Below are 23,761 nucleotides of genomic sequence, written 5' to 3'. Positions count from 1 at the left end.
GACGCCGATCCTGGCCTACACGACCACTCCCGGCCAAGGAGAGATGACACAACATGGCCGGATGGGAGTGTGTGTATCGCCACACATGACCCGCTGGTCACGCCCGGATAGGGTCGGGCTGGTCTGTGGACTGCCGACAAAAACGAGGACCCCCCGATGCCCGAGCACATTTCCGCCCCCGCGGACGTCTTCGCCTGGATCGACGACGCGGAACAGGCGCGCGAGCGGGCCGGGCTGGTCCGCACCCTGCGCCCGAGGCCGGCGTCCTCACCGCTCCTGGACCTCGCGAGCAACGACTACCTCGGACTGTCCCGGCACCCCGAGACCGTACGGGGCGCCCGGGACGCGGCCGAGCGCTGGGGCGCCGGCGCCACCGGCTCCCGCCTGGTCACCGGCACCACCGAACTGCACGCCGAGCTGGAGCGCGAGCTCGCCGCCTTCTGCGAGTTCGAGGCGGCGCTGGTCCTCTCCTCCGGGTACGCGGCCAACCTCGCCGCCGTCACCGCGCTGAGCGACCGGGGCACCCTCGTCGTCTCCGACGCGGGCAACCACGCCTCGATCGTCGACGGCTGCCGCCTCTCGCGCGCCGAGACCGCCGTGATCCCGCACTCCGACCCGGACACCGCGCGCAAGACGCTCGCCGCGCACGGCGGGCGGGCGCTGCTGGTCAGCGACTCGGTGTTCTCCGTCGACGGGGACGCGGCACCGCTCGCCGCGTACGCCGCCGCCTGCCGAGACGAGGGGGCCGCCCTGGTCGTCGACGACGCGCACGGGCTGGGCGTGCTGGGCGAGGGGGGCCGCGGCGCGCTGTACGCCGCCGGGCTCGCGGGCGCGCCCGGCGTGGTCGCGACGATGACGCTCTCGAAGTCCCTGGGCAGTCAGGGTGGAGCCGTCCTCGGCCCGGCCAAGGTGATCCGGCACCTGGTGAACACCGCCAGGACCTTCATCTTCGACACCGGGCTCGCCCCGGCCGCCGCGGGCGCCGCGCTGGCCGGCCTGCGCCTGCTGCGGCGGGAGCCGGAGCGGGCCGGCCGCGCCCGCGAGGTGGCCGACCGGCTGTACGGGCTGCTCACCGCGTCCGGCCTGACCGCGGCCCGGCCGGACGCGGCCGTCGTGTCGGTACGGGCCCCGTCGGCTTCGGCGGCACTGCGCTGGGCCGCCGACTGCCGCGAGGCAGGACTGTCCGTGGGGTGCTTCCGGCCGCCGTCGGTGCCGGACGGCATTTCCCGGCTCCGGCTCACCGCCCGGGCCGATCTCACGGGGGAGGAGATCGGCCGGGCCGTGTCGACGATCCTGCGCACCGCTCCGGCCGGAGCCACGAACCGGTAGGCGTGGCTACAGGTGTGCGTCCGCCCGTACCCGGGCGAGGAATCCGCTCCAGGCCGCCGCGGTGAAGAGCACGGCCGGGCCGTCCGCCCGCTTGGAGTCGCGGACGGCCAGCAGACCGCCGGTGAGGGCGGCCGCTTCCACGCAGTTGTTCATTCCGGTGCTGCGGCTGCTCCGCCGCCACCGCGCGCCGTTCAGAAGTCCGCTGGTGGCCAAGAGGGGTGCGGACACGGGGGTGCCTCCTTACGCGTCGTCAGCGAGTGAGCTGATGAGACCCGACGAGTCCCGGGGCGGGAGGGCGTGCGCCTGGATGGTGCGGAACGCGGCGCTGTACGCCTCGAGGTCTTCCTTCCGCTCGAGATAGAGGCTACTCGTCAAATGGTCGAGTACCACCACATCCAGATCGGCGATGTTCGGAAATGAGAAGATGACGAACGGTCCTGTGAGGCCGAGATGTCCCCCCACGCTGAACGGCAGCACCTGGAGGCTCACCTGGGGCAGCCGGGACACCTCCACCAGGTGCCGCAACTGCTCCGCCATCACCCCCGCGCCGCCGATCTGGCGGCGCAGCACCGCCTCGTCGAGCACCGCGCTCAGCTCCAGCGGTGGATCGGACCGCAGGACCGCCTGCCGCGCCAGACGTACGTCGACCAGGGCGTCCACCTTCGGCTCGGGCAGCCCGCCCAGCGCGGCGCGGGTCACGGCCCGCGCGTACTCCGGTGTCTGGAGCAGCCCCGGCACCACCGACAGTTCGACGGTGCGCGCCGACCGGGCCCCGGCCTCCAGGCTGATGAAGTCCCGGTACTCCTGCGGCAGCAGCCCCCGGTAGTCGTGCCACCAGTGCCGTCCCCGCCCCGTGGCGTCCCCTGCGGCGGGACCGGACGCCGAGGCGGACAGCGCCTCCAGCAGCGCGCGCTGCTGCGGACTCACGATCTCCCCGTACACGTCGAGCAGCACGCGGATGTCCTCCGCTTTCACGCCGCTGCGACCCGTCTCGATACGGCTGATTTTCGACTGGTGCCATCCCGCGATCCGGGCGGCCTCACCACTGGTGAGTCCGGACCGATCGCGCAGGGCACGCAGTTCCTCGCCGAGCTTGCGCCGACGCACCGCAGGACCGTGCTGCACACCCGCCTCCTTCCACCGGCACAGCTCGCACCAGTCTGCCGTCCAAATACGCTCTTCCGTAGCAGAGTTCACCGCATTGAGCGACAGATATATGCATGACTTGAGGGAACGGCAGAAACCTCGGCACGATGGGTGACACTCTGGCGTCCAGCACAGATCCGGGGCGGTTTCGCCCCGGTGGGAAAGGGACCGTCGCCATGGCAGACCACCAGGAAGCATCCATCACTCTGCCGAGCGAGCCCGCCTCGGTCGCCACCGCCCGACGCTTCGTGGCGGAGGTGCTGCGCGAATGGGGACTGCCCGACGACGCCGACACCGCGGACAGTGTCCGGCTGATCGTCTCGGAGCTCGCCACCAACGCCGTACAGCACACGTTCGGCCAGTCGCCCACCTTCACCGTCGACGTCCTGCTCGAACGCGGCGAGTGGCTCCGCGTCGGCGTGACCGACAGTCACCCGCGCTGGCCCAAGCGGCTCCCCGCGGCCGTGCAGCAGGACAACGGCCGGGGCATGGTCATCATTCGCTGGCTGACCGTCGAGGCGGGCGGCCGGCTGACGGTCAGCCCCACCGACGACGGCGGCAAGACGGTGTGGATCGCGCTGCCCTGGACGGTCGGACTGCCGGTGACGAGCCCCACCGGCTGCTGAACGCGCGCGGGGGGCGACGGGCCCGGCCGCCCGTCTCCCCGGCGACCGCTCAGGACAGGCCGCGCTCCGAGGCACTGCGCTCGATGCACAGCTCGTTGCCCTCCGGGTCGGTGAGCACGACCCAGCCCATGACGCCGTCCGGCGCGCGCCGGTCGTCGACGACCTCCGCGCCGAGCGCGACGAGCCGTCCGACGGTCTCGTCCCGGGTGCCGGACGCCGGCTGGATGTCCAGGTGCACCCGGTTCTTGACGGACTTCGCGTCCGGGACCCGGATGAACAACAGGCCGGGCACGCCCGGCTGTCCGGGCTCCAGCAGGACCTCGTCGTCTCCGTCCACGTCGTCCGGATGGATGGGGAAGCCGGTGACCGCGGACCAGAACTCGGCCGTCCTGTAGGGGTCGACTGCGTCGAAGGTGATGTGGCGGACGGGGTTGATGAACATGCGTCTCCTCGGAAGGGGCCGTGTGGGGCTTCGTATACGGAACCGGGCGCCGGGGACCCGGGAGCAGAACCGGGTGCCTCCCCGAAACGTGGGTTAACCCAACGGAAAAGCGGGGCGCATAGCGTGGCGCCACGTTCGACCGCCAATGATCACCCATCATCCGGTAAAGCGGCGGTGGGCGGGACGGAAAGCCTTTCCCCGCGTTGGGCAAGACACGCCTGGCCCGGATATGAGCTGGTCAACAGAGCGTTGGCACCCCGTACCGTTCGGCCCGGCGCGACGTCGACCTTGTCCTGGAAGCCTGGTGATAGCTGTGCAACTGACACCGCACGAGCAGGAGCGACTGCTCATCCATGTGGCCGCCGACGTGGCGGCGAAGCGGAGGGCGCGCGGTGTGCTCCTCAACCACCCCGAGGCGATCGCCCTCATCACCTCGCACCTCCTCGAAGGCGCCCGCGACGGGCGGACGGTGGCCGAGCTGATGGCCTCCGGCCGCACCGTCCTGCGGCGCGGTGACGTCATGGAGGGGATCCCCGAGATGATCCACGACGTCCAGGTCGAGGCGACCTTCCCGGACGGCACCAAGCTCGTCACCGTCCACGATCCGATCGTCTGAGGAGAAGACCCGCCATGATCCCCGGCGAAATCGCCCACGGGGACGGTCCGGTGCGCCTCAACGAGGGCCGCCCCGTCACCCGCCTCACCGTGCTCAACGCGGCCGACCGGCCCGTCCAGGTCGGCTCCCACTACCACTTCGCCGAGGCCAACCCCGGTCTCGACTTCGACCGGGCCGCCGCGCGCGGGCTGCGGCTGAACATCGCCGCCGGCACCGCCGTCCGCTTCGAACCCGGTATCCCGGTCGCCGTGGAGCTCGTACCCCTGGGCGGGCTGCGCACCGTACCGGGGCTGCGCGGGGAGACCGGAGGGCCGCTCGATGGCTGAGATCTCCCGCCAGGTGTACGCCGACCTCTTCGGGCCGACCGCCGGGGACCGGATCAGGCTGGCCGACACGGACCTCTTCGTCGAGATCGAGCAGGACCTCAGCGGCGGCCCCGGACGGGCCGGCGACGAGGCCGTCTTCGGCGGCGGCAAGGTGATCCGCGAGTCCATGGGCCAGGCCCGTACCACCCGGGCCGAGGGCGCCCCGGACACCGTGATCACCGGGGTGGTCGTCCTCGACCACTGGGGCATCGTCAAGGCCGACCTCGGCATCCGCGACGGCCGCATCTGCGGCATCGGGAAGGCCGGCAACCCCGACACCATGGACGGGGTCGAGCCCACGCTCGTGATCGGCCCCGAGACGGAGATCATCGCGGGCAACGGGAAGATCGTCACCGCCGGCGCCGTCGACGCGCACGTGCACTTCATCTCCCCGACCGTCATCGAGGAGGCCCTCGTCTCGGGCATCACCACCCTCGTCGGCGGCGGTACCGGACCGGCCGAGGGCACCAAGGCCACCACGATCACCCCCGGCCCGTGGCACCTGGCCAGGATGTTCGCCGCCCTGGAGGCCTACCCCGTCAACATCGGCCTGCTCGGCAAGGGCAACACGATGTCCCGCGAGGCCATGCACTCCCAACTGCGCGGAGGAGCGCTCGGTTTCAAGATCCACGAGGACTGGGGGGCCACCCCCGCCGTGATCGACGCCTGCCTCGGGGTCTGCGACGAGACCGGCGCCCAGCTCGCCATCCACACCGACACCCTCAACGAGGCCGGCTTCGTCGCCGACACCCTCGCGGCCATCGGCGGGCGGACCATCCACTCGTACCACACGGAGGGTGCGGGCGGAGGTCACGCCCCGGACATCATCACCGTGGTCTCCGAGCCGAACGTACTGCCCAGTTCCACCAACCCGACCCGGCCGCACACCGTCAACACCGTCGAGGAGCACCTCGACATGCTGATGGTCTGCCACCACCTCAACCCCGCGGTCCCCGAGGACCTCGCCTTCGCCGAGTCCCGCATCCGGCCCTCGACGATCGCCGCCGAGGACGTCCTGCACGACCTCGGTGCCATCTCCATCATCTCCTCCGACTCCCAGGCCATGGGCCGGGTCGGCGAGGTCGTCCTGCGGACCTGGCAGACCGCCCACGTGATGAAGAGGCGCCGCGGCTTCCTGCCCGGCGACGGACCCGCCGACAACCACCGGGCCCGCCGCTACGTCGCCAAGTACACGATCAACCCCGCCGTCGCGCAGGGGCTCGCCCGCGAGATCGGCTCCGTCGAGACCGGCAAGCTCGCCGACCTCGTGCTGTGGAACCCCGCCTTCTTCGGCGTCAAGCCCGAACTCGTCATCAAAGGCGGCCAGATCGCCTACGCCCAGATGGGCGACGCCAACGCCTCCATCCCCACCCCGCAACCGGTGCTGCCCCGCCCGATGTTCGGGAGCCTGGGCCGCGCCCCCGGACTGAACTCGCTCAACTTCACCGCGCAGGCCGCCCTCGACGACAACCTCCCCGAACGGCTCTGCCTCGCGAAGCCGTTCACGGCCATCGAAAGCACCCGCAAGGTGAGCAAGACGGACATGCGCAACAACGACGCCATGCCCCGGGTCGAGGTCGACGCGGACACCTTCACCGTCACCATCGACGGCGAGGCCGTGGAACCGGCGCCCGCCGCCGAACTGCCCATGGCACAGCGATACTTCCTGTTCTGAGAAGGGGACAGCTCCGATGAGCCTCGCCGCGCTGCTCGTCCTCGCCGACGGACGCTTCCCCGCCGGGGGACACGCCCACTCCGGCGGGGCCGAGGCCGCCTGCAAGGCGGGCCGCATCCACGACGCCGCCACCCTGGAGGACTTCTGCCGGGGCCGGCTGCACACCGCGGGGCTCACCGCCGCCGGACTCGCCGCGGCCGCCGCCCTCGGGCTCGACCCGGCCGGGCTCGACGACGCCGCCGACGCCCGCACCCCCTCGCCCGCCCTGCGCACCGCGGGCAGGCGGCTGGGCCGCCAGCTGCTGCGGGCCGCCCGGGCCACCTGGCCGTCACCGGAACTCGACGCGCTGGCGGCCGCCTTCCCGCGCGGCGCCCACCAGCCCGTCGTCCTCGGGCTCACCGCCCGGGCGGCCGGGCTCGGGCCGGACGGCGCCGCGCAGGTGGCGGCGTACGAGAGCGTCGGCGGGCCCGCGACCGCGACCGTGCGGCTGCTCGGCCTGGACCCCTTCGAGGCGAGCGGGGTGCTGGCCCGCCTGGCCCCCGAACTCGACGCCGTCGCGGCCCGGGCGGCGGCGGCCGCCCTGCAGGCGCGCACGGACGGCACGGACGCCCTGCCCGCGGCCTCCTCGCCGCTGCTGGAGATCGCGGCCGAGGCCCATGCCGACTGGCCGGTACGGCTCTTCGCGTCCTGAACACCCGCCCCGCACCCCGCCGACACCTCGGACACCTCCAAGGAGACCCCCGTGCACCTCGACCACGGCGTGACCTACCCCCAGCGGCACACCCACAGCGCCGAGCCCGTCCGCGCCGACGGCACCCGCCGCGCCCTGCGCATCGGACTCGGCGGCCCCGTCGGCTCCGGCAAGACGGCCACCGTCGCCGCCCTGTGCCGCGCGCTGCGCACCGAACTGTCCATGGCGGTGGTCACCAACGACATCTACACCCGGGAGGACGCAGAGTTCCTGCTCCGCGAGGCCGTCCTGCCGCCCGAGCGGATCACCGCCGTCGAGACCGGGGCCTGCCCGCACACCGCGATCCGCGACGACATCTCCGCCAACCTGGAGGCCGTCGAGGAGCTGGAGGAGAGCGTCGGCCCGCTCGACCTGATCCTCATCGAGTCCGGCGGGGACAACCTCACCGCCACCTTCTCCAGGGGACTCGTCGACGCCCAGGTCTTCGTCATCGACGTGGCCGGAGGCGACGACATCCCGCGCAAGGGCGGCCCCGGCGTCACCACCGCCGACCTCCTCGTCGTCAACAAGACCGACCTCGCCCCGTACGTCGGCTCCGACCTGGACCGGATGGCCCGGGACGCCGCCCAGCAGCGCGGCGAGCTGCCGATCGCCTTCCAGTCGCTGCGCGGCGCCGACGGAGTGGCGCCGGTGGCGGACTGGGTGCGCGAGCGGATCGCCGCATGGATCGTACGGTGACCGGCGCGGCCCCCGCCCCCGCCCCGGCGGCGGGCCTGCGGGCCACCGCCCGGATCCGCGCCGCCGCCGACGGGCGGGGCGGCACCGCCCTGCCCCTGCTGGCCGGGGAGGGACCGCTCGCCCTGCGGCGCACCCGCGCGACGCGCCCCGAGGCCGGGGTCGTGCTGGTCGGCGCGATGAGCGCCCCGCTGGGCGGCGACCACCTCACGGTCGAGGCCGTCGCCGGACCCGGGGCCCACCTCGCCCTCGGGTCGGCGGCGGCCACCCTCGCGCTGCCCGGCCGCGGCGGCGAGCCCGCACGGTACGACGTCCGCCTCACCCTGGAGGACGCGGCGTCGGTGCGGTGGCTGCCGGAGCCGCTGGTGTCCGTGCGCGGCAGCGACCTGCGGGTGCGCACACGGGTCGCGCTGGCCCCCACGGCCCGGCTGCTGCTGCGCGAGGAGCAGGTGCTGGGCCGCAGCGGGGAGGCGCCGGGGCTGTTGCGCAGCCGGCTCGGCGTCACCCGGGACGGCCGTCCGCTCCTCGACCAGGAGGTCGCCTGCGGACCGGGCGCGCCCGGCGGCTGGGACGGACCGGCCGGCCTCGCGGGGCACCGGGCGCTCGGTCAGCTCCTGGTCGTGGACCCGGAGTTCGCCGCGGCCCCGCCGGCGGCCGCCGTGCTGGGGGAGTTCGCCGCGGTGACCCCGCTGGCCGGCCCGGCGGTCCTCGTGACGGTGCTGGCCCCGGACGCCCTGCGGCTGCGCGAGCTGCTCGACGCGGCGCGTGCCACGTACGGCTGGTGAGGTCCCGCCGCATCGTGATCCGCTGAGCGGTACACGCCTCGCCGGTTATCGGGTTGGCAAAGAACAGCGCCCCGCCCTGTCGCCGGGGCCCCGCCGGAGGACAGGATCGCCGTGCACGCCGTCGACCGAACCCGACCGAAACCGGCCGCCCGCGGCGGCACTTGACGCAGGGGGAACAATCACGTGATACGCACCGCGGCGCTGGGGAGCGCCGCCACTCTGATCACCGGCACGCTGGCGGCGAGCCTGCTGCTCGCGCCGACCGCCACGGCCGCCACCGCCGGCCGCGACAACGGGTCCGCGGAAGCGGCGGGCGTACGGATCGCCGCCGCCCGCGCCGCCCGCACCGGGATCGAGTGGAAGGACTGTCCCGCCGACTGGGGCCTGGAGAAGCCCATCCAGTGCGGCTGGGTCAAGGTCCCGCTCGACTACTCCAAGCCGTTCGGCAAGACCATCGAGCTCGCGGTCGACCGGATCGGAAGCACCGGTACTGCGCAGGAGCGCCAGGGCGCGCTCGTCTACAACCCCGGAGGCCCCGGCGGCTCCGGCATGCGCTTCCCGCGCCGGGTCACCACCAAGAGCCCGCTGTGGGTCAACACCTCCAAGGCGTACGACTTCGTGGGCTTCGACCCCCGCGGCGTCGGCCATTCGGCGCCCATCTCCTGCGTCGACCCGCAGGAGTTCGTCAAGGCCCCCAAGGCCGACCCGGTGCCCGGGAGCGAGGCCGACAAGCGCGCCCAGCGCAAGCTCGCCGCCGAGTACGCGGACGGCTGCAAGGAGCGCAGCGGCGAGATGCTGCCGCACATGACCACGCCGAACACCGCGCGCGACCTCGACGTGATCCGCGCCGCCCTCGGCGAGAAGAAGCTGAACTTCCTCGGCGTCTCCTACGGCACCTACATCGGCGGGGTCTACGCGACCCTCTTCCCGGCCCACGTGCGCCGCATGGTCGTCGACAGCGTCGTCGACCCGGACCAGGACAACATCTGGTACGAGGCCAACCTCGGCCAGAACGTCGCCTTCCAGACCCGCTGGAACGACTGGCAGGACTGGGTCGCCGAGAACGACGCCGCCTTCCACATCGGCGACACCCGCGCCAAGGTCGAGGCGAAGTACCAGGAGCTGCGCGCGACCGCCAAGGCCAACCCGATCGGCGGGGTCGTCGGCCCGGCCGAGCTGATCGGCTTCTTCCAGGGCGCCCCGTACTACGACTCCTCCTGGGTGCCCGTCGCCCGTACCTGGGCCGCCTACCTCGCCGGCGACACGCAGGCCCTGGTCGACGCGATCGCCCCGGACATGTCGGACACGGCCGGCAACGCCGCCGCTGAGAACGGCAACGCCGTCTACACGGCCGTGGAGTGCGCCGACGCCAAGTGGCCGACCAGCTGGGCCAAGTGGGACCGGGACAACAGCAGGCTGCACCAGAAGTACCCGTTCCTGACCTGGTCCAACGCGTGGATGAACCTGCCCTGCGCGACCTGGAAGTCCCGGCAGAGCACCCCGATCGAGGTCGGCGTCAAGCGCGGCCTGGCGCCGGTGCTGATCGTCCAGTCCGAGCGGGACGCGGCCACGCCGTACGCGGGCGCGGTCTCGCTGCACCGCCGCCTCGCCGGATCGCGCCTGATCACCGAGCAGAACGCCGGCTCGCACGGGGTCACCGGCCTGGTGAACCCCTGCATCAACACACGCGTCGACGCCTACCTGCTCACCGGCACGGTGGACGCCGAGGACGTGAAGTGCGGTCCGCACGCGACCCCGGTCGCCCCGGTGCCCGCCGCCGCGAAGTCCTCCGCGCAGGCCCCGGGGTCGGACCTCCCGGCCCGCGAGGAGCTCCCGGCCGTCCGCTAGGCCCGCTCCGGCCGGCGGGCCCCGGGGCCCGCCACCCGGTCCGGCCGTACGGGAGGAGGCTCAGCGCGACCGGCGCCGGGCCTTCTTCCGCTCCTCCTCTTCCTCGGCCTTGACGTCGCCCGCGTACCGGTCGACGTACTCCTGGCCGGACAGTTCGAGGATCGCGTACATGATCTCGTCCGTGACGGCCCGCAGGACGGCCCGCTCGCCCTCCAGCCCGGCGTACCGGGAGAAGTCCATCGGCGCGCCGAAGCGGATCGTGACCCGCCTGATCTTCGGGATCTTCTGGCCGGGGGGCTGGATCTCGAAGGTGCCGACCATCGCGCACGGCACGACGGGCACACCCGCGCCCAGCGCCATCGCGGCCACGCCCACCTTGCCCTTGTACAGCCGCCCGTCGTGCGAGCGGGTGCCCTCCGGGTAGATGCCGAGCAGTTCGTCCTCGGCCAGCACGCCCAGCCCCTCGCGCAGCGCCGCCTGCCCGGCGTTCTTCCCGGAGCGGTCCACGGGGATCTGCCCGGCGCTGCGGAAGAAGGCGGCGGTGAGACGGCCCTTGAGCCCGGGGCCGGTGAAGTACTCGGCCTTCGCGAGGAAGGTGATCCGCCGCTTCAGGATCGCCGGCATCAGGAAGTGGTCGGAGAACGACAGGTGGTTGCCCGCGATGATCGCGGCCCCCTCCTCCGGGATGTTCTCCAGGCCCTCGATCCTCGGCCTGAAGAGCAGCCGCAGCAGCGGACCGAGCAGCACGTGCTTGAGCAAGTGGTAGAACACCAGGTCGCTCCTGTCGCCGGCCGGGGCCGGACATGCGGGAATCACGGGAAAGATCCAGTCTAGGGTCCGTCCGACACCCCGTCACGGGGCGGGCACCGACCGTCCGCGGAAGGGGCGCGTCCCGGGTCCTCCACCCACCACCGCTCCCGATGGCCGCGGCGGCCCCGCGGGGCGCGCGCCGGCGGTCCCGCGGGCCGCGGCCGGGGCGTACGGATCCCACCGGGACACGGGCTCCGCAGGGCAGGACGGTGCGCACGGGGAACGGGGCGCCGGGCCCCGCCGTGCGGGAACCCCACCGGACGGCGCGCGGCCGTCGGGAGGTCAGGCGCCGCGGGAGGCGGCCATCCCCGCGGTCAGCAGCCCCAGCACCACCCAGCCGAACCACAGCCAGCCGTTGCTGCCGAGGGCCACGGAGTACGCGGCTACGGCCACCAGAGCGGCGAAGGTCGTGACGGCCATCGCCTTAACGGATCCGGTCATGCCCCATGGTGGCGCGCGAAGGCGGTCCCGCGCTACTGGCCACGCGCTTGCAGCGAGGCGAGATACGCGTTGTACGCCGCGAGCTCCTGGTCGCCGTCGCGGTCCGCGGCCCGGTCGGAGCGCTTCGCGGCCCGCTGCTCGGAGTGGTACCACTGATAGACGAGCGCGATTAGCACCAGCACCGAGGGGATCTCGCTGAAGGCCCAGGCGATGCCGCCGCCCCACTGCTGGTCGAGGAGCGGGTCGATGCGGAGGGAGGCGGGCGGGTTCGCGTACGTCTTGATCATCGGCTCGCTCGCCATCATCAGGGCGATCCCGAAGAAGGCGTGGAAGGGCATGCCCGCGAAGAGCTCCAGCATCCGCATCACGTAGCCGGGGCGGTGCGGGCCGGGGTCGATGCCCATGATCGGCCAGAAGAAGACCAGGCCGACGGCGAGGAAGTGCAGCATCATCGCGATGTGCCCGGTCCGGCTCCCCATGAGGAAGTCGAAGAGCGGGGTGAAGTACAGGCCGTAGAGGCTGGCGATGAACATCGGGATGGTGAACGCCGGGTGGGTGATCACCCGCATGTAGCGGCTGTGCAGCAGCACGAGCAGCAGCTCGCGCGGCCCCCTGCGGCCGCGGGGGGCGGGCGGCAGGGCCCGCAGGGCGAGGGTCATCGGGGCGCCGAGCAGCAGCAGGATCGGCGTGATCATGCTGATGACCATGTGCTGGACCATGTGCACGCTGAACATGACCATGCCGTAGTCGTTCAGCTTGGTGCACATCACCAGCACCACGGTCAGCACGCCGAGCGTGAACGCGGTCGTGCGGCCCGGCGGCCAGGAGTCCCCGCGCCGGCGCAGGCGCAGCACGCCCCACGCGTACAGGGCGAGCCCCAGCAGCGAGCCGAACAGGAAGAACGCGTCGAAGGAGAACTCCAGCCCGCGCCCGAGAGTGAACGGCGGCAGGTCCATGTCCATGTCCATGCCGTGCCCGTTGTGGTCCATCTGTTCACTCCCTTGACTGTGGCGCCCCACCACAGTAGTGCCGCCCCCGTACGCTCCTGCGCGCGGGGGCGGCGGTAACGGGCATACGGTCACAGAACCGTCTGGGCCTCGGCGTACCGCTCGGCCGGGACCGTCTTGAGGGTCGAGGTCGCCTCGGCGAGCGGCACCATCACTATGTCCGTGCCGCGCAGGGCGGTCAGCATGCCGAACTCGCCGCGGTGGGCGGCCTCCACGGCGTGCCAGCCGAAGCGGGTCGCCAGGACGCGGTCGTACGCGGTGGGTGTGCCGCCGCGCTGGACGTGGCCCAGGATCACGGGCCGGGCCTCCTTGCCCAGCCGGTGCTCCAGCTCCACGGCGAGGCGGTTGCCGATGCCGGCGAACCGCTCGTGCCCGTACATGTCGGTGCCGCCCTCCTCCAGGGCCATCGAGCCGCCCGGGGCGGGCTTGGCGCCCTCGGCGACCACGACGATCGCGAACCGCTTGCCCGCGGAGAACCGCTCGCCGACGATCGCCGTCAGCTCCTCGATGTCGAAGGGACGCTCGGGCACGACGATCGCGTGCGCACCGGCCGCCATGCCCGAGTGCAGGGCGATCCAGCCCGTGTGGCGGCCCATGACCTCCACCACCATCACGCGCTGGTGGGACTCGGCGGTGGTCTTCAGACGGTCCAGTGCCTCGGTGGCCACGCCCACGGCGGTGTCGAAGCCGAAGGTGACGTCGGTGGACGAGATGTCGTTGTCGATGGTCTTGGGGACCCCGACGATCGGCAGGCCCGCCTCCGCGAGCAGGTGCGCGGCCTTCAGGGTGCCCTCGCCGCCGATCGGGATGATCGCGTCGAGGCCGAGGTCGGCGACGTGGCCGCGGGCCCGCTCCACGCCGTCGCGCAGGTGCGCGGGCTGGACCCGGGAGGAGCCGAGGATGGTGCCGCCGCGGGCGAGGATGCCGCCCACCGCGTCGAGGTCGAGCTTGCGGTAGTCCGCCTCCAGCAGACCCTTCCACCCGTCGAGGAAGCCGATCACCTCGTCGCCGTGGTCGACGACGGCGCGGTGCACGACGGAGCGGATGACGGCATTCAGACCGGGGCAGTCGCCACCGGAGGTGAGCACACCTATGCGCATGGCAGGAAGAGACCTTTGCAACGTGGGCCGACGACCGGACCACGTCGTCCGGTGGGAACTAGACGTCACCCTACAAGTGGAAGCCGGGTTGGCTGAACCATCCTCCACATGCTGGTCCCGGCCGTCGTGCGAACGCACGTCGGCCCGGCTCCCACCTGGGGAACCGGGCCGACGGCGAGGTGCCGGAGTGCTGCCGCGCGGGTCTAGGCCGGCTGTGTGGCGGCCGAAATGCGCTCGGTGCGCAGCGCCTCGTACCACCGGTCGTCCAGGCCCGGCAGCGCGTTCACGTCGAGGGCCAGCTTCAGCAGCAGGTCGGCGACCAGCGGGTTGCGGGCCAGCACGGGGCCGTGCATGTAGGTGCCGAACACCGTGTCGTTGTACGCGCCTTCGGTACCGTCTCCGGTGCCGTTGCCGCGGCCCATGCTCAGCCGCGCGAACGGCCGTGCGGTGGGCCCGAGGTGGGTGATGCCCTGGTGGTTCTCGAAGCCCGTCAGCTGGGGCAGCCCCAGGCGCGGGTCGATGTCGGCGAGGACGTCGCCGACGCACCGCTCGCCCTCGCCGCGGACGGTGACCACATCCAGCAGGCCGAGGCCCTCCTGGCGCTGGCCGACGTCGTTGACGAACTCCTTGCCGAGGATCTGGTACCCGGCGCAGACGGAGAAGACGATCGCCCCGTTGGAGACGGCACGCTCCAGACCGCCGTCGCGCACCAGGCGCTCGGCGGCCAGCCGCTGCGGGCGGTCCTCACCGCCGCCGATCAGGTAGATGTCGCCCGAGGTGGGGATCGGCTGGTCGCTGCGGACGTCCACGCGCTGCACGTCCAGGCCGCGCTGGCGCGCCCGGCGCTCCACCACGAGGGCGTTGCCCTGGTCCCCGTACGTGCTCAGCAGGTCGGGGTAGATCCACACCAGACGCAGGCTGTTGTCGCTCATGCTCGTGTCCTTATGGGTACTAGTTGCCGACGCGGCGGCGCACGTCTTGGAAGGCGGTGTAGTTGGCGATCAGCTCGATCTGTCCGGGCGGAGCCAGCTGCACGGCCTCGTCGAGGGTCTCGCAGACGCGGAAGTCCAGCCCCGCGACCTCCAGGCGGACCGCGAGGTCCAGCTTCCGGTCGCCGATCACAAAGATCGGGTGGCCGGCCAGGCGCGTGTAGTCCACGTCCCACAGCCAGGAGGTGTCGGTGCCGTCCGCGCCGCGGGCGTTCACGGACAGGACCACCGGGGTCGGCGGCGGGTCGATCAGCGAGAACGTCTCCAGCCAGCCGGCCGGGTTCTTGGCGAGCAGCAGCCGCACTTCGCGGCCCAGGAAGTTCACCACGTCGTAGCGGCCGGCGACGGCCTGCACCTGGTACATCCGCTCCAGCGCGACCTGCGGCGGGACGCCGAAGACGGCGGCCACGGCGGCCGAGGTGGCGGCGTTCGCCTTGTTGGCGCGGCCGGGAAGCTGGAGGTGGATCGGCCAGGCCGAGCCGTGCGGGTCCAGGACGTGGTCGCCGGAGAGCACCCAGCTGGGCGTCGGGCGGCGGAAGCCGCACTCACCGCAGAACCAGTCGTCGCCCGGGCGCTGCATCACGCCGCCGCAGGAGGGGCACGACCAGGCGTCGTCCTTCCACTCCTGGCCGGCCGCGACCCAGACCACGTTCTGCGACGAGGAGGCGGACCACACGATCAGCGGGTCGTCGCAGTTCGCGACGATGACCGCCTTGGAGCCCGAGAGGCCCTCGCGCCACTTCTCCGCGAGCATGCGGGTCTCGGCGGCGCGGTCCAGCTGGTCGCGGGAGAGGTTGAGCAGGGCGATCACCTTGGGGGTGACGTCCCGGGCCACTCCGGCCAGGTACTTCTCGTCGACCTCGATGACGCCGTACTTGGCGTCCGAACCGCCCGCCAGCGCCGAGGTGATGCCGGCCGGCATGTTCGCGCCGAGCGCGTTGGAGACGACGGGACCGCTGGCCCGCAGGGCCTCGGCGATCAGCCGGGTCGTCGTGGTCTTGCCGTTCGTCGCGGAGACGAGGACGACGTCGAGATGTTGCGCGAGCGCTCCGAGGAGATCGGGGTCGAGCCTGAGCGCGACCTTGCCCCCGATCACCGATCCGCTTCCGCGTCCCGCGGCCCGCGACACCGCCGCCGCGGCCTTGCCCGCCGTCACGGCCAGCTTGGCCCGCGGCGAAAGCGGCTCCGTGTTGCCTGCCATCGTCCCTTGTCCTCCTTGCGTCGGTCGGCCCCAGCCTATCCAGTACATGCCGGAGCCTTGACCGCGGCGCCCCCGGGACGCGGTGGATCTCCTCATATATTCGCCCGTCGTACCCTTACGGCCATGCGACAGCGCCCCATTCCCGGCACCACCGGACTCGTCCGCACCATGAGCCTGCTGGGCGATCCGGTGCTCCATTCCGTTTGCGCGGAGGTCACCGAGTTCGGGCCCGCGCTCGACCGGCTCGTGGAGGACATGTTCGCCACGATGTACGCCGCCGAGGGGGTCGGCCTCGCCGCGAACCAGATCGGCGTCGGGCGGCGGGTGTTCGTGTACGACTGCCCCGACGACGAGGACGTGCGGCACGTCGGACACGTCGTCAACCCCCGCCTGGTGACGGCCGACGGGGAGGAGTTCACCGGCCCCGAGGGCTGCCTGTCGCTGCCCGGGCTGGAGGCCGGTACGGCCCGCTTCGACCGGGCGGTCGTCGAAGGGGTCACCACCGCCGGGGCGCCGGTGCGGATCGAGGGCACCGGGTTCTTCGCCCGGTGCCTGCAGCACGAGTGCGACCACCTGGACGGCACCGTGTACGCGGACCGCGTCACGGGGCTGCGGGCCCGCCGCCTGCGGCGGGCGATCCGGAAGGCCCCGTGGGGTGCGGACACGGCAGCGCCGCGGGGCTGAGCGCCGCGGGGCCGGGTCCGAGGGGCGGTACGGAACGCCGACGTGACCGGCCGCGGTCAGAAGCCGGGGCCGTCCGCCCGGTTCCCCGCGGTCGCGAGGCGGCCCCACAGCAGGTCGGTGAGGCCCGCGACCAGTTCGGCGCGGTCGCACGGACGCTCGCCGAGCCACCAGTCGCCCGCCGCGTGCATCATGCCGACGATGCCGTGTCCCCAGATCCGCGCGAGGCGTTCGCCGTCGGGGCCGAGGTCCACGCGCTCGCCGACCACCTGGGCCAGTTCCTCGCCCAGCCGGCGCAGCAGCGGCGCCGAGTGCAGGCCGACGTCGAAGCCGCGCTCGGCGGCCTGCGAGTCCTCGGCCGGGTGCATCAGGAACCGGTACACCTGGGGGCGGGCCTCGATGGCCGCGAGGTAGGTGTCCAGGGTGGCCTCCACCCTGCGGCGGCGCTCCGCCGGGGCGTCGAGCGCCGCCCGCAGCGAGTCGAGGAGGGCGTCGGTGTGGCGGACGGCGAGCGCCTGGTAGAGCCCGGCCTTGTCGCCGAAGTGCCGGTAGAGGATGGGCTTGGTGATGCCGGCCTCCGCCGCGATGGCGTTCATGGAGGCCTTCGGGCCGTCCCTGAGCACGACCCGGTCGGCGGCTTCGAGCAGCTCGCGCCGCCGCCGCTCGGCCGTCCCGGGCTCGCCTGCGTGCTGCGTGGTCTCCATGGTGTTTCTCTCCCCGCCCTTACGATGTGCGTGACGCCCACGCAACGTAACACCCCGCACACCCCCGTGATCGACGCGGCGGGTGCCGCCGTCCCGGGCGGGGAGCGGATCGGCTCTGCTTGACAGTGCTTACTCGCCGGTAACAGACTGTGGCGATCGGGCGGGTTACCGCTAGTAACCCACATCTGGGCGAGAACAGACAGCTGGAGGGGACATGGCGGAGTTCACCATGGAGCTCAACGACGACCAGATTCAGGTCCGCGACTGGATCCACGGCTTCGCGGCCGACGTGATCCGGCCCGCGGCCGCGGAGTGGGACGAGCGCGAAGAGACTCCCTGGCCCGTCATCCAGGAGGCCGCCAAGGTCGGCATCTACTCGCTGGACTTCTACGCCCAGCAGTTCTTCGACCCCACCGGCCTCGGCATCCCGATGGCGATGGAGGAGCTCTTCTGGGGCGACGCGGGCATCGCGCTGTCCATCGTCGGCACCGGGCTCGCCGCGATCGGCGTCGTCGCCAACGGCACCGAGGAGCAGATCGGCACCTGGATTCCCCAGATGTACGGCGACGCGAACGACGTCAAGGTCGCCGCCTTCTGCTCCTCCGAGCCGGACGCCGGCTCCGACGTCGGCGCCATGCGCACCCGCGCCGTGTACGACCAGGCCAAGGACGAATGGGTGCTCAACGGCACCAAGACCTGGGCGACCAACGGCGGCATCGCCAACGTCCACATCGTCGTCGCCGTCGTCGACGCGGAGCTCGGCACCAAGGGGCACGCCTCCTTCATCGTGCCGCCGAACACGCCGGGCCTGTCCCAGGGGCAGAAGTTCAAGAAGCACGGGATCCGCGCCTCGCACACCGCCGAGGTGGTGCTGGAGGACGTGCGCGTCCCCGGCTCCTGCCTGCTCGGCGGCAAGGAGAAGCTGGACGACCGCCTCGCGCGGGCCCGCGAGCGGGCGCGCAGCGGCGGCGCCGGCGAGCGCGTGAAGAACGCGGCCATGGCCACCTTCGAGGCCTCGCGGCCGGCGGTCGGGGCCATGGCGGTGGGCACCGCGCGCGCGGCGTACGAGGTCGCCCTGGACTACGCCAAGACCCGTACGCAGTTCGGCCGTCCGATCATCGACAACCAGGGCGTGGCCTTCCAGCTCGCCGACATGCGGACCCGGATCGACGCGGCACGGCTGCTGGTCTGGCGCGCCTCGTGGATGGCGGCCGCGGGCCGGCCCTTCACCTCGGCGGAGGGCTCGATGTCGAAGCTCTTCGCGAGCGAGACGGCCAAGGAGGTCACCGCCCAGGCCGTCCAGATCCTCGGCGGCAACGGCTACACCCGGGAGTACCCGGTGGAGCGGATGCACCGGGACAGCGCGATCTACACGATCTTCGAGGGGACGAGCGAGATCCAGCGGCTGGTGATCGCTCGCACCCTCTCCGACATGCCGATCCGCTAGGGGGCGTCGTCACCGTCGTTTCGTACGCCCTGAAGGCGGCCCGTGCGTGCCGGGCGCCGCACGGCAGGAACGAGTTCGACGACACCCGCCAGGGCGAGACGGCCCGGGGACGGCCGCGAAGACCGTCCCCGGGGCGGGCCTCAGCGCAGCGGCCTGAGGCAGCTCGCCGTCCGGCCGCCCGGGCCGTACTCCAGGCGCGCGATGTACTCGCCGTCCGCGCAGGCGACCCCGGGCGCGTCCAGCAGCCGGGTGACCTCGAACTCGGCGCTGACCGAACCGCACTCCGTGACCCGCAGGTCCTGGTCGCGCCAGTCGCCGGCGTTGCGCACGCACTGCCCGACGGCGAGGGGCGCCCGCTTCCCGTCGCCGCCCACCACGGCGACCAGGACGAGGACCGGGAACGCGAGGGCCACCAGCGCCATCGGGACGAGCACGGCGACCGCCGCCGGACGCCGCCACAGCGGCCGTCCCGGGTCGAGCGGGGCCACGGCGCCGCCCGTCGGCGGCCCGAGCCGGCGCAGCCTGCCCCACGGGGCGAGGTTCGTCAGCAGGACCACCGGCGTGACGAACAGGGACAGCGGGCCCCACCAGCCCTGCCACAGGGTCTTGGCCGACATGTCGCGCACGATGCGCAGGCCGCAGTCGCGGCAGAAGGGCCCCCGCCGGCTCAGGAACCGCATCAGCACCACCATGCCCTGGTGGCCGTACACGGTCGTGTCCGCGACGGGCAGCGACCCGCAGACCCGGCACCCGTACGCCCCCTCCTCCGGCGTGCGGGGCGCGTACGCCCCGTACACGGGGGCCTGCGGCGTCCCGTCCGGGGCGAAGGCGCCGTCCCGCGGCGGGAACGGCGCCTGGTGCGGGTGCGGGCCGGGCCCGGGGTACCGGCCCTGCTGCGGAGGTGGCGGGGTGGCCACGGACATCCCCCTCGGTTCTCGCGGTGATCACCGGTCGTGGTGACGGGGGGAACCCTAACCCGGGCCCCGCGGACGCAACATGCCGCGAAGCGCCCGCCCGAAGACCGCCCGGCCCGCCGCGTCGACCACCGGGTCCAGGAGGCGCGGGAAGCCGCGCAGGCGCAGGTGTTCGCGCCAGTGCACCTCCGTGCCGCCCCCGGGCAGCGGGCGGACCTCGATCTCGGCCCAGCCCGTCACCACCCGCCCGCGCTTCTCCAGCCGCACCAGTCCCGCCGCGCCGGGGCCAGGGGGGCGCCAGAGGGTCACTTCCATCGGGTCGTCGAAGGTGATCCCGCCCACTCCGGTGCGCGCCGTGAAGACCGTTCCGACGTGCGTGGGAGGAGCCGTGGAGACGACCGTCCGGGTGAGGGGGACCTGCGCGCCGTGGCGCTCCCAGTCCGTGAGCCGGTGCCAGGCCTCGGCCGGCGGGAGGGGCGTGCGGTGAATGATCCGGATGCCGGGCATGAGCGCATCGTAATCGGGCATACACACCGTGAACTGGGCGGCCGATATGGGTTCCGCCCAGGGGTGGCGATCAGCAATACTCACCGCCACCGTGGATCGCGGATTCGACCGGGTGACCACCGGCCCTCCCGCCCCACTTTGCGAGGAGGTGCGCCATGTGCTCCCACCAGCCCCCCTGCCCTGCCGTAGACAGCGCCGACCACGAGACCGCCCGCGTGGTGGCCTTCCATCCCGAACAGGGCTGGAGCCTGCTGTGCAACGGCGCCGTCGTCTTCGACGACACCGGTGAACTGCTCCCCGACGGCCGAACGGTGGAACCCCGCCGCCCTGCCCTGGTCTGAGCCGAGGAGGCAGCATGCGCCAGCAGCTGATCCGCAAGCCCGTCCCGAAGCCCGCCCCCCGAGACCTGGACCTGCGCACACCGTCGGGCAGACCCCTCCCGTACTGACGGGAGCCCCGACGCGGTCCATCGCCGCCGCACACCGCCCACCGGCTGGGGCTCAGCCGGTGGGTGCCGCCGCGCCGCCCAGGAACGCCGCCTCGTACGCGGCGTCGCCGATCGCCGCGCGGGCCTGCCGCTCGCCCCGGTCCCGCAGGGCCGTCAGCGAGGGCGAGCCGCCCATCTGCGGCCGGCCCACCGTGCGCCACCAGGCGTGCCCGGTGCCCAACAGGCGCGCCGCCAGCTCTCCGTCGCCCAGCCCGGCCACCGCCGCCGCCAGCACGTCCAGGCCGAGCGCGATGCCGAACCGGTCGCCGAGCAGCCGCTTGCCGGACAGCATGGCCCGTACGTGGCGGGCCGCCTCCCCGTGGTCGCCCAGGCCCAGCGCGGCCACCGCCAGGATGTAGTCCGCGTACGCCCGCAGCCACCGCTCGCCCAGCTCCGCGCAGGCCTCCCGCAGGGATCGCGCCTCCGCGGTGGCCTCCTCGTACCGCTCCAGGTCGCACAGCGCGTAGCCGGTGGCCAGTTTGCACAGCAGCCAGCCGGGGGCGGTGGTGCGTCCGCCGTGGGCGGCCCTGGCCCGCGGGCCGGCCAGCGCGAGGGCCCGTACGGGATCGCCGGGCATCAGGACCGACACCGCCGACAGGTACGCCGCGCGCAGCTCCCGCTCCGGGTCCGCCAGGCGGGCCGCCGCGCTGGTGCACCGGATGCCGATCTCCCGGGCCGCGTCCATGTCGCCCTGGAGCAGCGCCGTGAGCCCGAGCGCCCACTGGGCCTGGTTGTACGCGGCGCCGGTGGGCGGGGCGGCCCGCAGGGCCCGTTCCAGGAAGCCCCGGCCCTCGCGGACGTGCCCGCACGCGAACCAGTGGAACCAGAGCGCGCCGGCCATCTCCAGGGCCGCCGTCGGGTCCGCGCCCAGCAGGTGCTCCAGGGCCGTGCGCAGCTGGGCGCGCTCGGCGGTCATCCTGCGGTACCAGTCCAGCTGACCGGGGCCCAGCCAGCCCTGGTCGGCGGCGCGGGCGAGCGCGGCGTACCAGTGGGCGTGCCGGTCGGCGACGAGCCGGTCCTCGCCGAGTTCGGCGAGCCAGCCGTGCCCGTACTCGCGGATCGTGTCGAGCATCCGGAAGCGGGCCCCGGTACCCCGTTCCTCGGTGCGCCGCACCACCGACTTGGCGACCAGGCCGGCCAGCACCCGTTCCACCCGGGCGGCGGGCAGCGGTCCCCCCGCGCACACGGCACGGGCGGCCGCGGCGTCGAAGTCCCCGCTGAAGACCGAGAGCCGGGCCCAGAGCAGCCGCTCCACCGGCTCGCACAGCTCGTGGCTCCAGCCGATCGCGGTCCGCATGGTCCGGTGCCGGGGCGGCCGGGCGCCGCGGCTGTCGGCGAGCACGTCGAACCGCGCGCCGAGCCGTTCGACCATCTGTTCCAGGCTCCACCGGCGCATGCGGGCGCCGGCCAGCTCCAGGGCGAGCGGGATGCCGTCCAGACGGCGGCAGACGTCGGCGGCGACCCGGGCCCGGTCCGGGTCGGCGAAGACGGCGGCCGCCCGCGGGGCGGCGGTGAGGGCCCGGGCGCGGAAGAGGGCGAGGGCGTCGCTGTCCGGGCCGTCGCAGGGCAGCGGGCGGACGTCGACGACCCGCTCCCTGGGGGAGCCGAGCGGCTCCCGGGAGGTGACCAGGACCGTCAACCCGGGTGCGGACTGCAGGAGTTCGCCCACGAGGTGGCGGCAGTCGGCCACCAGGTGCTCGCAGGTGTCCAGGACGAGGAGCAGGGTCCTGTCCGCCATCCAGGCGCACAGCTCCTCGTCGAGCGGGGCCGCGGAGTGGTCGGCGAGGCCGACGGCGTGGGCGACGGTGGCGGTGAGCAGCCGGGGGTCGCGCAGCGGCGACAGCTCGACCCACCAGACGCCGTCGGGATGCCCGCGGCGGGCGCGGGCGGCGGCCCGCAGGGCGAGCCGGGACTTGCCGACACCGCCCACTCCGGTCAGGGTGATCAGCCGTCGCTCGCGCAACAGCTGGTCCAGCAGGCCGAGTTCGCGCTCCCGGCCGACGAAGCTCGCCGATTCCGGCGGCAGGTTTCCCGGCACGGCGCCTGATTCTGGCTGAGGGCCGCCGACCGCCGGATCTGCCTGATTGTTGTTGACCGAGTACTCACCGAACACGGAAGCATTGTGCGTGATCTTCTGGTCCGTACGTGCGGTTCGGGGCGAATTGCCGTCGTATCTCAGGGGGCGAGGGTGACTTCGCGCTCCGCGGAGAAGGCGCCCCAGTTGCCGTCGGGCAGCCTGGCGCGGAGCTTGATCCGCCACACGGTGCCGGCGGGCTCCGTCACGGTGAGCCGGTGTTCCACCCGGCCGACGGGCACCGCGCCCGCGCCGAACTGGACGGTCGTCATGAGGCGCCCGTTGAGGTGGAGTTCGTAGTCGCTCGTCTCGCGGCCCGTGTCCGGGGCGGTCCAGGAGAGGGTCACCGTGCCGGGGGAGGCGGTCGCGGTGAATCCGGAGGGGGCGGTGCCCGGTCCGCCGCCCGCGGCGGGAGGGGTGGTGACGTCCACGGCCGGGCCGTCGGGGGAGGCGTTGTCGCCGCCGTCCCGGGCCCGCACGGTGAAGGTGTAGACGGTGTCGGGCTGGAGGCCGGTCAGGGTGGTCGAGGTCTCGCCCGGGCCGGCGGTGTGGATGCGTACGCCGCCCTGGTGGACGTCGTACGCCGTCACGCCCGTGTCGTCGGCGGCCGCGGTCCACGTCAGCTGCGCGGACCGGGGCCCGGTCGCCCGGCCCGTGGTGGTGGCCGGGGCGGTGGGGGCCGAGCGGTCCTCCGCCTTCGCCGCCGGGGTGGTCGCCTCGACGGCGGGTCCGGCCGCGGAGACGTTCCCGGCGGCGTCCCGGGCCCGGACGGTGAAGGCGTACGCGGTCTGCGGCGCGAGGCCGGTGACGTCCACCATGGTCTTCTCCGCGGGGAGTTCCCGCACCAGCTCCCCGGCCCGGAAGACCTGGTAGCCGCTCACCCCGTCGCCGTCCGCCGCCGCGTCCCACATGACGTGCACGCTGGTGGCGCTGCCCGCCTGGGCGGTCAGTCCGCCGGGGGCGGGAGGGGCCTGGGTATCGGCCGCGGTACACGCCGCCAGGCCGGTCAGGGCCAGGCAGAGGGTGAGCGTGGGGGCGCTGCGTCGCACGGGGGTGCCATCCTCGGCTCTCGAACCGCTTAAAGGTCTAGACATATATGGCACGAGGGTCGCGGGCCGGGCAAGACCCCTGCCGCTGCCGA

The 23,761-nt window shown here is 73.3% G+C and carries 26 protein-coding genes; 12 read left to right on the top strand and 14 right to left on the bottom strand.

Translation table 11 applies throughout. The features are described 5' to 3' along the window. Positions 1-156 precede the first annotated feature (156 nt). Entirely contained in the window at positions 157-1,329 is a 1,173-nt protein-coding gene (locus ACFWW8_RS24230; protein WP_386531200.1) for an 8-amino-7-oxononanoate synthase, read from the top strand. A gap of 6 nt (positions 1,330-1,335) precedes the next feature. Here ACFWW8_RS24230 and ACFWW8_RS24225 read toward each other — a convergent pair whose 3' ends face one another. Then, entirely contained in the window at positions 1,336-1,557 is a 222-nt protein-coding gene (locus ACFWW8_RS24225) for a DUF397 domain-containing protein (RefSeq protein WP_386531198.1), read from the bottom strand. A 12-nt stretch (positions 1,558-1,569) separates the two neighbouring features. Further along, positions 1,570-2,454 (bottom strand): helix-turn-helix domain-containing protein, encoded by an 885-nt coding sequence (locus ACFWW8_RS24220; protein WP_386531196.1) that lies wholly within the window; start codon positions 2,452-2,454, stop codon positions 1,570-1,572. 197 nt (positions 2,455-2,651) lie between these two features. Between ACFWW8_RS24220 and ACFWW8_RS24215 the strand changes: the two genes are divergently transcribed. Then, complete coding sequence (locus ACFWW8_RS24215) at positions 2,652-3,101, top strand: ATP-binding protein (protein WP_386531194.1); 450 nt, start codon at positions 2,652-2,654, stop codon at positions 3,099-3,101. A 49-nt stretch (positions 3,102-3,150) separates the two neighbouring features. Here the strand turns inward: ACFWW8_RS24215 and ACFWW8_RS24210 are convergent, their stop codons facing one another. Next, positions 3,151-3,543 carry a VOC family protein gene (locus ACFWW8_RS24210; RefSeq protein ID WP_386531192.1) on the bottom strand — a complete coding sequence of 131 codons (393 nt, stop codon included), beginning with the start codon at positions 3,541-3,543 and terminating at the stop codon, positions 3,151-3,153. A 313-nt stretch (positions 3,544-3,856) separates the two neighbouring features. On the opposite strand from ACFWW8_RS24210, the gene ACFWW8_RS24205 reads away from it, so the two are divergent. The 7 genes from ACFWW8_RS24205 (at position 3,857) to ACFWW8_RS24175 (ending at position 10,258) form a co-directional block, all read left to right on the top strand. Next, positions 3,857-4,159: an urease subunit gamma gene (locus ACFWW8_RS24205; protein WP_386531253.1), complete on the top strand. Its 303-nt coding sequence runs from the start codon at positions 3,857-3,859 to the stop codon at positions 4,157-4,159. A gap of 14 nt (positions 4,160-4,173) precedes the next feature. Beyond that, the gene (locus tag ACFWW8_RS24200) at positions 4,174-4,485 is read left to right on the top strand and encodes an urease subunit beta (protein ID WP_386531190.1); all 312 of its coding nucleotides are present in this window, start codon (positions 4,174-4,176) and stop codon (positions 4,483-4,485) included. Then, a complete protein-coding gene (locus ACFWW8_RS24195) occupies positions 4,478-6,199 on the top strand; it encodes an urease subunit alpha (protein ID WP_386531188.1) in 1,722 nt (573 codons plus the stop codon). Before ACFWW8_RS24200 ends, ACFWW8_RS24195 begins: the two co-directional genes overlap by 8 nt. Before the next feature lie 16 nt (positions 6,200-6,215). Beyond that, positions 6,216-6,890, top strand: coding sequence for an urease accessory protein UreF (locus tag ACFWW8_RS24190; protein WP_386531186.1), 675 nt, complete (start codon positions 6,216-6,218; stop codon positions 6,888-6,890). Between the two features lie 51 nt (positions 6,891-6,941). Next, positions 6,942-7,628: an urease accessory protein UreG gene (gene ureG / locus ACFWW8_RS24185; protein WP_386531183.1), complete on the top strand. Its 687-nt coding sequence runs from the start codon at positions 6,942-6,944 to the stop codon at positions 7,626-7,628. Next, complete coding sequence (locus ACFWW8_RS24180; RefSeq protein WP_386531181.1) at positions 7,613-8,410, top strand: urease accessory protein UreD; 798 nt, start codon at positions 7,613-7,615, stop codon at positions 8,408-8,410. Before ureG ends, ACFWW8_RS24180 begins: the two co-directional genes overlap by 16 nt. Positions 8,411-8,593: 183 nt before the next feature. Next, entirely contained in the window at positions 8,594-10,258 is a 1,665-nt protein-coding gene (locus ACFWW8_RS24175; RefSeq protein WP_386531179.1) for an alpha/beta hydrolase, read from the top strand. 60 nt (positions 10,259-10,318) lie between these two features. On the opposite strand, the gene ACFWW8_RS24170 is transcribed toward ACFWW8_RS24175, so the two are convergent. The 6 genes from ACFWW8_RS24170 to ACFWW8_RS24145 form a co-directional block, all read right to left on the bottom strand. Further along, positions 10,319-11,029: a lysophospholipid acyltransferase family protein gene (locus ACFWW8_RS24170; RefSeq protein WP_386531176.1), complete on the bottom strand. Its 711-nt coding sequence runs from the start codon at positions 11,027-11,029 to the stop codon at positions 10,319-10,321. Positions 11,030-11,350: 321 nt separating this feature from the next. Next, positions 11,351-11,509 carry a hypothetical protein gene (locus tag ACFWW8_RS24165; protein ID WP_167536860.1) on the bottom strand — a complete coding sequence of 53 codons (159 nt, stop codon included), beginning with the start codon at positions 11,507-11,509 and terminating at the stop codon, positions 11,351-11,353. Between the two features lie 32 nt (positions 11,510-11,541). Further along, a complete protein-coding gene (locus ACFWW8_RS24160; RefSeq protein WP_386531174.1) occupies positions 11,542-12,498 on the bottom strand; it encodes a cytochrome c oxidase assembly protein in 957 nt (318 codons plus the stop codon). 89 nt (positions 12,499-12,587) lie between these two features. Then, a complete protein-coding gene (locus ACFWW8_RS24155; protein WP_386531172.1) occupies positions 12,588-13,616 on the bottom strand; it encodes a 6-phosphofructokinase in 1,029 nt (342 codons plus the stop codon). A 203-nt stretch (positions 13,617-13,819) separates the two neighbouring features. After that, entirely contained in the window at positions 13,820-14,548 is a 729-nt protein-coding gene (locus ACFWW8_RS24150; RefSeq protein WP_386531170.1) for a type 1 glutamine amidotransferase, read from the bottom strand. A 19-nt stretch (positions 14,549-14,567) separates the two neighbouring features. Further along, positions 14,568-15,806, bottom strand: coding sequence for a MurT ligase domain-containing protein (locus ACFWW8_RS24145; protein ID WP_351282796.1), 1,239 nt, complete (start codon positions 15,804-15,806; stop codon positions 14,568-14,570). Between the two features lie 123 nt (positions 15,807-15,929). On the opposite strand from ACFWW8_RS24145, the gene def reads away from it, so the two are divergent. Continuing rightward, positions 15,930-16,490 (top strand): peptide deformylase, encoded by a 561-nt coding sequence (gene def, locus ACFWW8_RS24140; RefSeq protein WP_386531167.1) that lies wholly within the window; start codon positions 15,930-15,932, stop codon positions 16,488-16,490. Between the two features lie 56 nt (positions 16,491-16,546). Here def and ACFWW8_RS24135 read toward each other — a convergent pair whose 3' ends face one another. After that, the gene (locus ACFWW8_RS24135; RefSeq protein WP_386531165.1) at positions 16,547-17,191 is read right to left on the bottom strand and encodes a TetR family transcriptional regulator; all 645 of its coding nucleotides are present in this window, start codon (positions 17,189-17,191) and stop codon (positions 16,547-16,549) included. Between the two features lie 214 nt (positions 17,192-17,405). Here ACFWW8_RS24135 and ACFWW8_RS24130 point away from each other — a divergent pair, with 214 nt between their 5' ends. Then, the gene (locus tag ACFWW8_RS24130) at positions 17,406-18,638 is read left to right on the top strand and encodes an acyl-CoA dehydrogenase family protein (protein WP_386531163.1); all 1,233 of its coding nucleotides are present in this window, start codon (positions 17,406-17,408) and stop codon (positions 18,636-18,638) included. A 140-nt stretch (positions 18,639-18,778) separates the two neighbouring features. On the opposite strand, the gene ACFWW8_RS24125 is transcribed toward ACFWW8_RS24130, so the two are convergent. Then, positions 18,779-19,555, bottom strand: a complete 777-nt coding sequence (locus ACFWW8_RS24125; protein ID WP_386531161.1) for a hypothetical protein — start codon at positions 19,553-19,555, stop codon at positions 18,779-18,781. 54 nt (positions 19,556-19,609) lie between these two features. After that, a complete protein-coding gene (locus tag ACFWW8_RS24120; RefSeq protein ID WP_386531159.1) occupies positions 19,610-20,059 on the bottom strand; it encodes an SRPBCC family protein in 450 nt (149 codons plus the stop codon). Between the two features lie 155 nt (positions 20,060-20,214). Between ACFWW8_RS24120 and ACFWW8_RS24115 the strand changes: the two genes are divergently transcribed. Then, positions 20,215-20,400 carry a DUF5999 family protein gene (locus ACFWW8_RS24115; RefSeq protein ID WP_267839760.1) on the top strand — a complete coding sequence of 62 codons (186 nt, stop codon included), beginning with the start codon at positions 20,215-20,217 and terminating at the stop codon, positions 20,398-20,400. Positions 20,401-20,559: 159 nt separating this feature from the next. Here the strand turns inward: ACFWW8_RS24115 and ACFWW8_RS24110 are convergent, their stop codons facing one another. Further along, entirely contained in the window at positions 20,560-22,584 is a 2,025-nt protein-coding gene (locus ACFWW8_RS24110) for an ATP-binding protein (protein ID WP_386531156.1), read from the bottom strand. 137 nt (positions 22,585-22,721) lie between these two features. After that, positions 22,722-23,669 carry a fibronectin type III domain-containing protein gene (locus ACFWW8_RS24105; RefSeq protein WP_386531154.1) on the bottom strand — a complete coding sequence of 316 codons (948 nt, stop codon included), beginning with the start codon at positions 23,667-23,669 and terminating at the stop codon, positions 22,722-22,724. Positions 23,670-23,761: the final 92 nt, after the last annotated feature.

Source organism: Streptomyces sp. NPDC058701, from assembly GCF_042715295.1.
GTDB lineage: Bacteria > Actinomycetota > Actinomycetes > Streptomycetales > Streptomycetaceae > Streptomyces.
Note: the sequence above shows the minus strand (reverse complement) of the source record. Positions and strands in the feature narration are given on the sequence as shown.

Bases quoted from the DNA above. Each gene is read 5' to 3' on its own strand.
- ACFWW8_RS24230 (WP_386531200.1), top strand. From the start codon at position 157: ATGCCCGAGCACATTTCCGCCCCCGCGGACGTCTTCGCCTGGATCGAC.
- ACFWW8_RS24215 (WP_386531194.1), top strand. From the start codon at position 2,652: ATGGCAGACCACCAGGAAGCATCCATCACTCTGCCGAGCGAGCCCGCC.
- ACFWW8_RS24210 (WP_386531192.1), bottom strand. From the start codon at position 3,543: ATGTTCATCAACCCCGTCCGCCACATCACCTTCGACGCAGTCGACCCC.
- ACFWW8_RS24200 (WP_386531190.1), top strand. From the start codon at position 4,174: ATGATCCCCGGCGAAATCGCCCACGGGGACGGTCCGGTGCGCCTCAAC.
- ACFWW8_RS24195 (WP_386531188.1), top strand. From the start codon at position 4,478: ATGGCTGAGATCTCCCGCCAGGTGTACGCCGACCTCTTCGGGCCGACC.
- ACFWW8_RS24190 (WP_386531186.1), top strand. From the start codon at position 6,216: ATGAGCCTCGCCGCGCTGCTCGTCCTCGCCGACGGACGCTTCCCCGCC.
- ACFWW8_RS24180 (WP_386531181.1), top strand. From the start codon at position 7,613: ATGGATCGTACGGTGACCGGCGCGGCCCCCGCCCCCGCCCCGGCGGCG.
- ACFWW8_RS24165 (WP_167536860.1), bottom strand. From the start codon at position 11,509: ATGACCGGATCCGTTAAGGCGATGGCCGTCACGACCTTCGCCGCTCTG.
- ACFWW8_RS24160 (WP_386531174.1), bottom strand. From the start codon at position 12,498: ATGGACCACAACGGGCACGGCATGGACATGGACATGGACCTGCCGCCG.
- ACFWW8_RS24155 (WP_386531172.1), bottom strand. From the start codon at position 13,616: ATGCGCATAGGTGTGCTCACCTCCGGTGGCGACTGCCCCGGTCTGAAT.
- ACFWW8_RS24150 (WP_386531170.1), bottom strand. From the start codon at position 14,548: ATGAGCGACAACAGCCTGCGTCTGGTGTGGATCTACCCCGACCTGCTG.
- ACFWW8_RS24145 (WP_351282796.1), bottom strand. From the start codon at position 15,806: ATGGCAGGCAACACGGAGCCGCTTTCGCCGCGGGCCAAGCTGGCCGTG.
- def (WP_386531167.1), top strand. From the start codon at position 15,930: ATGCGACAGCGCCCCATTCCCGGCACCACCGGACTCGTCCGCACCATG.
- ACFWW8_RS24135 (WP_386531165.1), bottom strand. From the start codon at position 17,191: ATGGAGACCACGCAGCACGCAGGCGAGCCCGGGACGGCCGAGCGGCGG.
- ACFWW8_RS24130 (WP_386531163.1), top strand. From the start codon at position 17,406: ATGGCGGAGTTCACCATGGAGCTCAACGACGACCAGATTCAGGTCCGC.
- ACFWW8_RS24120 (WP_386531159.1), bottom strand. From the start codon at position 20,059: ATGCCCGGCATCCGGATCATTCACCGCACGCCCCTCCCGCCGGCCGAG.
- ACFWW8_RS24115 (WP_267839760.1), top strand. From the start codon at position 20,215: ATGTGCTCCCACCAGCCCCCCTGCCCTGCCGTAGACAGCGCCGACCAC.